Raw genomic sequence first — 418 nt, forward strand, 5'->3', positions numbered from 1 at the left:
GTGGCCCTCAGGATGTTTGCCCTTGCGGTCAACCGTGAACCGGTACCACGCCAGCGGTGGAGAGGCCCCGGCCCATGACCGCTCATCCCGGACATAGGCCCAGATCCGGGCGGTTTTGGTCTTCTTCGTTCCCGGAGCCTGAAGCTTGACCGGCGTGTCATCGGCAAAGAGCGCTTCCCCTTGCCGGACCATGCGTCCGATGGCATCCGCTAGGGGCTCAAGCAAGGCAGTGGAGCGTCCCACCCAATCAGCAAGGGTCGAGCGGTCCAGATCGATGCCTTCCCGGCCAAAGATTTGAGACTGGCGGTAGAGCGGAAGGTGGTCGGCGTGTTTTGACACAAGGACATGCGCAAGGAGACCGGCTCCCGGCCGACCGCGCTCAATCGGACGCGATGGCAAGGGCGCCTGAACAATCCTC

At 63.4% G+C, this 418-nt stretch carries 1 protein-coding gene; it reads right to left on the reverse strand.

Going from position 1 to position 418, the window contains the following annotated elements; translation table 11 throughout:
• The coding region (locus tag ACXAH0_RS25165) for an IS66 family transposase (protein WP_475196045.1) at positions 1-418 on the reverse strand (418 nt) is incomplete at both ends.

It is taken from the genome of Roseibium sp. AWQ4_290 (assembly GCF_056160985.1).